General features: G+C 71.8%; 6 protein-coding genes. All 6 read left to right on the top strand.

Annotation, left to right across the window (positions count from 1 at the left end; translation table 11 throughout):
• The first annotated feature begins 399 nt into the window (after positions 1-399).
• The 6 genes from ACIQOV_RS22960 (at position 400) to ACIQOV_RS22935 (ending at position 5,996) form a co-directional block, all read left to right on the top strand.
• The gene (locus tag ACIQOV_RS22960; protein WP_380548181.1) at positions 400-1,686 is read left to right on the top strand and encodes an ATP-binding protein; all 1,287 of its coding nucleotides are present in this window, start codon (positions 400-402) and stop codon (positions 1,684-1,686) included.
• Positions 1,683-2,084 (top strand): roadblock/LC7 domain-containing protein, encoded by a 402-nt coding sequence (locus ACIQOV_RS22955; RefSeq protein ID WP_359908526.1) that lies wholly within the window; start codon positions 1,683-1,685, stop codon positions 2,082-2,084. Before ACIQOV_RS22960 ends, ACIQOV_RS22955 begins: the two co-directional genes overlap by 4 nt.
• The gene (locus ACIQOV_RS22950) at positions 2,081-2,455 is read left to right on the top strand and encodes a DUF742 domain-containing protein (protein ID WP_359908523.1); all 375 of its coding nucleotides are present in this window, start codon (positions 2,081-2,083) and stop codon (positions 2,453-2,455) included. The genes ACIQOV_RS22955 and ACIQOV_RS22950 overlap by 4 nt, the downstream gene beginning before the upstream one ends.
• Positions 2,430-3,020, top strand: a complete 591-nt coding sequence (locus ACIQOV_RS22945; RefSeq protein WP_359908521.1) for an ATP/GTP-binding protein — start codon at positions 2,430-2,432, stop codon at positions 3,018-3,020. Before ACIQOV_RS22950 ends, ACIQOV_RS22945 begins: the two co-directional genes overlap by 26 nt.
• A 73-nt stretch (positions 3,021-3,093) precedes the next feature.
• Positions 3,094-4,473: a cytochrome P450 gene (locus ACIQOV_RS22940; protein ID WP_401051196.1), complete on the top strand. Its 1,380-nt coding sequence runs from the start codon at positions 3,094-3,096 to the stop codon at positions 4,471-4,473.
• Positions 4,474-4,724: 251 nt separating this feature from the next.
• The gene (locus tag ACIQOV_RS22935; protein ID WP_401051200.1) at positions 4,725-5,996 is read left to right on the top strand and encodes a cytochrome P450; all 1,272 of its coding nucleotides are present in this window, start codon (positions 4,725-4,727) and stop codon (positions 5,994-5,996) included.
• Positions 5,997-6,114: the final 118 nt, after the last annotated feature.

The raw sequence follows: 6,114 nt of genomic DNA, 5'->3' as shown, positions 1-6,114 counted from the left end.
GCCCGCGTCCACGGACGCGGGCCCCTTCCGCATGCCCGGCCGCCTCTCCGGAGGGCCGTCGATTCCGGGGTGTGACGGCGCGATCACCCTGCGCGCGAATAGAAGTGTGGTCGGAACGTGTCCCTGTGGTTAACGCGGCGTCACGAATGCCGTCATTTCTTGTCAGAGTTCCCAGCAAGTCGTGGAATTTCGCCCCAACTGCCCTTTTTGGTATCTGTTCTGACATGGCATGAGTTGCAGTAGGCTGACTCCGCGATAGGCGTCGCCGCAGGTCTCGTGCCGGAATGCACTTCGATGTGATGTGACATCAGGTGCCTTTCGGGGAGGTTCGGGCCGCCAGTCCCATTCGCGTTTAGGGGCCCGGACCGGCTCCACGCGATGCCACCTGAAGAGAGTTTCATGACGTCATTTGTGCAGGAACCCTTTTTCTGGGTCTTCATCGTGGTGATGCTCGCAGCCGTCGGAGCGGCCCTCCAGGCCCGCAGGACGAACCTCGCCCTGCGGCGGCGCAACGCCTCCCTGGAGGAGACGAGCGCCCTGGCACAGCGCCGGAGCGACGAGCTCGCCGCGCTGCACGACCACCTGCAGGGCCAGCACGCGTCCGAGCTGACCGCCGTCCGCCGGGACGCCGAGGAAGACACCAAGGCCGTCCTCAAGGCGGCGATGCGGACGCTGCAGGGCCTGGCCGACGAGCAGCAGGTCGTCATCGACAAGGTGCAGCGGAAGTACGGCGACAGCCCGCAGATCCTCGCCGACCTGATGACGATCGACCACACGAACAGCCAGTTCGGCCGGCGCGCCCAGGGCATCGCGGTGCTCTGCGGCGGCTGGCTGGGCCGCCGCGAGAGCGTCGCCTCGGTCTACGACGTGGTCCGCAGCGCCCAGGGCCGGATCCGGCACTTCGACCGGGTGCGGATCCACTCCCGGGTCAGCGTCTCGCTCGCCAGCAAGGTCGTCGAGCCGGTCGCCGTGGTGCTGTCCGAGCTGCTCGCCAACGCGACCAACTACTCCGCCCCGGACACCCCGGTGGAGGTCAGCGTCCAGGCCGTCCCCACCGGTGTCTGCCTGATCATCGACGACGCCGGCCTCGGCATGGGCCAGGAGGAGAAGGACCGCGCGGCACTGCTCCTCAACCCGGGCGCGCCGATCGGCCTCACCAGCCTGGGCAACCCCCCGAAGTTCGGCTTCGCCGTCTCCGGCATGCTGGCCGCCCGCTACGGCTTCCGGGTCTCCGTCGACTCGGTCTCCCCGTACGGGGGCGTGCGCGCCGTGGTGCTGCTGCCCGCCGAACTGCTCAGCAGCGAGGTCGCGGCCCCGCCCGTCGCCGAGCACACCGACTACACCGACTACCAGGCCCAGGCCGCGCCGGTGGAGCAGCCCGCGCAGTCCTGGGCGCCGGGAGCCGGCCAGCGGCTGGTGTCGCTGTCCGAGCCGGCGGCGCCCCTGGCCCCGGTGCCGGCGCCGTACGCGGCGACGGCGGGACCGGAGACCACCGCGGACGGACTGCTGCCCCGGCGCCGCCGCCAGCGCCCCGTGTCGGTCGTCCCCAACCCGCTGGACCCCGGTCGGGCCGAGGAGCCGGTGCGGAGCACCGGCCAGCACACGCCGTCCCGCCTCGGCGCGTTCCAGCGCGGCACGCTGTCCGGGCGCAACACCATGACCACGGAAGGAACCGAGATCCAGTGAGCCGTGATCTTTCCTGGGTGCTCAACGACGTACTCCAGGTACCCGGCGCCCGGCACGCCATCCTCGTCTCCGCCGACGGCCTCCTGCTCGAACGCTCCAGCGAGATCGGACGCGACGAGGCGGAGACCAACGCCGCCGCGATGAGCTCGATGCAGTCGCTGAGCCGCGCGGTCGCCCCGTTCGTCGGCGGAGGCGGCGGGCTCTGGCGCCAGACCCTGCTGGAGTACGACCACGGCTGGATCTTCCTGATCGCGGCCGGCAGCGGCGCGTACCTGGCCGCCTCCACCGCCCCCGACGTCGACATGGAGGCGATGTCCTTCCGGATGCAGCAGCAGGTGGGCGCGCTCGGACGGGCGATGTCGGCGGCGCCGCGCCAGAGCACGCTCAGCGGCTCATGACGGCCGGCGGCGAGGAACAGCGGGTCACCGGCGGCTTCATCCGCTCCTACGTCATCACCGGTGGACGCGAATTACCGAATGCGGACGACCTGTCTCTGATCACCTTGGTCACCGTCGCGCCCGAGCAGGACCTCCCCGCCCTGCCGAGCCCCGAAACCCGGGCGATCTGGGAGCTGTGCTCCGGCGGCTACCTCTCGGTGGCCGAGGTCGCGGCCCGGCTGGAGCTGCCGGTCGGGGTCGTGAGGCTGCTGCTGACGGACCTGATCCGGGAGGGACGGCTGCTGCGCCGGTCGGCCCCGCCCCCGGCCCAGGCCCCGGACCCGAGACTTCTAGAGAAGGTACTGCATGGACTTCAACGCCGGTTCGCCTGAGGACATCTACGTCCCCGGCGCGGTGACGACCGCTGTCAAGATCCTGGTCGTGGGGCACTTCGCGGTCGGCAAGACCACGCTCATCGGGGCGCTGTCGGAGATCGCCCCGCTGAGCACCGAGGAGAGCATGACGCAGGCGTCCATCCGCGTCGACGACCTCCGCGGCGTACCGGACAAGAAGACCACGACCGTCGCCCTGGACTTCGGCCGGCTGACCCTCGGCGACGACCTGGTGCTGTACCTGTTCGGCACGCCGGGACAGCAGCGGTTCATGCAGCTCTGGGAGGACATGGCGCGGGGGGCGCTGGGCGCCCTGCTGCTGGCCGACCCGACCCGCCTCGCGGACACCTTCCCCGTCATCGACCTGATCGAGCAGTACGGCCTGGAGTACGCGGTGGCGGTCAACAGCTTCGACCGGCAGAGCGACTACACCGAGGACCAGCTCCGCGAGGCGCTCGACCTGCTGCCGCACACGCCGGTGGTGTTCTGCGACGCGCGGGACCAGCGGTCCTCGGCCGACGCCCTGCTGACGCTCGTCCGGCACCTGCTCGAACGCGCCTCCTGACCTCCCCCACGCCTTCCGCCCCTCACGTCTCCCGGGTCCGCACCCGCCCGGGGCCACCCCCAAGGAACGACCCATGGAATCTCTGCAGCGACCCGTCCCGCAGTCGCCTCCGCCGGGCTGCCCGATGCACGTCGGCGTGAGCACGCCGCTCTACGGGGAGATGTTCTCGGCCGACCCCGACGCGGTCTACGACAAGCTGCGCGCCCACGGTCCCGCCGCGCCGGTGGAGTTGGCCCCCGGGGTGGACGCCACCCTGGTCACCTCGCACGAGGCCGCCCTGCGGGTGCTGCAGAACCCGGGGATGTTCGCCCGGGACTCGCGGCGCTGGGCGGCGCTCAACGAGGGCCGGGTGCCGATGGACAGCCCCGTCCTGCCGATGATGTTCTACCGGCCCAACTGCCTCTTCACGGACGGCGCCGAGCACCTGCGGCTGCGCAAGGCCGTCACCGAGAGCCTGGACCGGCTCAACGACAACCGGCTCAACCGGCACGTCGAGCGGATCGCCGGCTACCTGATCGACCAGTTCAGCGCGCTGGGCCGGGCCGACCTGCTGAACGACTACGCCAAGCTGCTGCCGCTGCTGCTGTTCAACCAGCTGTTCGGCTGCCCGGCCGACATCGGCGACCGGCTGACCCGCAGCATGTCCGCGCTCTTCGACGGCCTCGACGTGATCCAGGCCAACGAGGAGCTGACCTCCTGCCTGATGGACCTGGTCGCGCTGAAGCGCCGCCAGCCGGGCGACGACATCACCTCCTGGCTCATCCAGCACCCGGCCGGCCTGCGGGACGAGGAGCTCAAGGACCAGCTGGTCATGCTGATGGGCGCCGGCGTCGAGCCCGAGCGCAACCTGATCGGCAACGCGCTGCTCCTGCTGCTGTCCGGCGAGGGCGGCTCCGGACTGCGCATCGAGGACGCCCTCGACGACGTGCTGTGGAACAACCCGCCGATCGCCAACTACGCGACGCACTACCCGATGCAGGACCTCAACCTGGGCGGCGTCCCGATGGACGCCGGCAGCCCGGTGGTGATCAGCTTCGCCGCCGCCAACAGCGACCCCGCGCTCACCGACGCCCGGCTGACCCTCAGCAAGGGGGCCCACCTGGCCTGGGGCGCCGGCCCGCACGCCTGCCCGGCCAAGTCCCCGGCCCAGCTGATCGCCCTGAGCGCCATCGAGTGCCTGCTCAACGCGCTCCCGGATGTCATGCTCGCGGTTCCCGCGGAGCGCGTGGAGTGGCGGCCGGGCCCGTTCCAGCGCGGCCTGGTCTCGCTGCCGGTGCGGTTCAGCCCGGTGGCCGCCCGCACCGCGCGGCCGGTCGCGGACCCCGCCCCGGCCCCCTCGCCGGCCGGCTCCGAGCAGGCGCAGGCGTACCCGCAGCCCACCGCCGCCGCGCCCGCCCGGGCGCCGCAGAAGAAGGGCTGGTGGAGCTCCTTCCTGGACGTCTTCCGGGTCTGAATCCGGGCCCGATTCCGGGCTCGATTCCGGGCTCGATTCCGGGCTCGATTCCGGGCCCCAGGCGTCCGGGGCTCCGGGGATCCCGGTCCGACGCGCCGCCGGAAGCCGCCCGGTCACCGCGAGGTGAACGGCGTGCGACGGCGGTGCAGTACGTGACGTGGGCAACACGGATCGACGCTTGAGCGCGCTGTTGCTGGGTAGTACGCCGCCGTACTGCCCGCCCGCGTGTTGAAGGAGCCCGTGTGACCGCCATGTTGGAAGCCCGCCCCGCGGAGTCGGAGCGCCCTGACGGAAGGGCCGACCGCCGTGCCGCCGTACCGCTGCTGCGGAGGCTGCGATCGGCCGAGGGGCTCGCCGATCCGAGCCCGGTCTACGACGAGCTGCGGGCGCTCGGCGACCTCGTCCCGGCGCCCTGGGGCGGCTACCTGGTCACCGGCTACGAAGCGTGCGACCAGGTCCTGCGCGGCAGGACCTGGCTCGTCCCGGACTTCGCCTGGCAGGAGCGGCAGACCGGGACGGACCGCTGGGAGGCCGTCGCCACCCAGGAGATGAGCCGGACCCTCTCCCGGCTCAACGCCCCCGAGCACACCCGGCAGCGGCGCAGCCTCGGGAGCCTCTTCGACCGGAACACGCTGCGGGACATGGCGCCGGAGATCGAGGCCGACGTCACGGGGCTGCTCGACCGCCTGGCCGAGCGAATACGGACGGACGGCGAGGCGGACTTCGCCTCCGTGGTCGGCGAGCAGCTGCCGATCGGCACCGTCGGTCGCTGGCTGGGCATCGCGCCCGCGGACTACCCGCACATCCTGACGATGACCCACAACCAGGTGCACGCCCAGGAACTGCTGCCCACCAAGAGCCAGCTGGCGGTCTCCGAGCAGGCCACCATGGACCTGCGCGAGTACTTCACCCGCCTCGTCCGGGAACGCCGCGAGAACGACGGCGACGACGTGATCGCCGGCTGGATCCGCACCTGGGACGGGCTGGAGTCCGACCGCGAGGCCACCGACCGGATGGTCTACCAGCTCACCATGTTCGTCACCATCGCCTCGCTGGAGACCACGGCGACACTGCTCTCCTCGCTGGTGTGGCAGCTGCTGCAGTCGCCGGGCCGGTGGGAGTGGCTGCGGGAGCGGCCCGAGCACATCGACGAGGCGATCGACGAGGCGCTGCGCTACGACCCGCCGATCCGCGTCAACAGCCGCGTCGCGGGCGAGGACACCGTGCTGGCCGGGACGTTCCTCCCCAAGGACACCATGGTCCACGTGATGTACGGCGCGGCCAACCGCGATCCGCGCCGCAACCCGGACCCGCACACCTTCGACCCGCTCCGCCGGGGCACCCACCTCACCTTCGGCGGCGGCGCCCACTACTGCCTCGGCGCGGGCCTGGCCCGGCTGGAGGCGCGCGCCCTGCTCGGCCAGCTGCTGGAGCGCTTCCCGACGCTGAGGGCGGTGAGCCCGCCGGAGCACGCGCCCCGGATGGTCTTCCACCGGGTGACGTCCCTGAGAGTGGCCGCATGAACGTCTCCTCGCAGGCTCCCCAGTACCACCCGTACGCGATGCGGCCCCCGTACCCGGCGAACCCCCCGGCACCCACCGGCTGGTACGCCCAGCCCGAGCCGGCCACCCCTTCGGCCCC

The sequence above is a fragment of the Kitasatospora sp. NPDC091257 genome (genome assembly GCF_044757675.1).
Classification (GTDB): domain Bacteria; phylum Actinomycetota; class Actinomycetes; order Streptomycetales; family Streptomycetaceae; genus Kitasatospora; species Kitasatospora lactacystinica.
This window is presented reverse-complemented; position numbering and strand designations above follow the sequence as displayed.

Coding starts and splice junctions, on each gene's coding strand:
- ACIQOV_RS22940 (WP_401051196.1), top strand. CDS start 3,094: ATGGAATCTCTGCAGCGACCCGTCCCGCAGTCGCCTCCGCCGGGCTGC.
- ACIQOV_RS22950 (WP_359908523.1), top strand. CDS start 2,081: ATGACGGCCGGCGGCGAGGAACAGCGGGTCACCGGCGGCTTCATCCGC.
- ACIQOV_RS22945 (WP_359908521.1), top strand. CDS start 2,430: ATGGACTTCAACGCCGGTTCGCCTGAGGACATCTACGTCCCCGGCGCG.
- ACIQOV_RS22935 (WP_401051200.1), top strand. CDS start 4,725: ATGTTGGAAGCCCGCCCCGCGGAGTCGGAGCGCCCTGACGGAAGGGCC.
- ACIQOV_RS22960 (WP_380548181.1), top strand. CDS start 400: ATGACGTCATTTGTGCAGGAACCCTTTTTCTGGGTCTTCATCGTGGTG.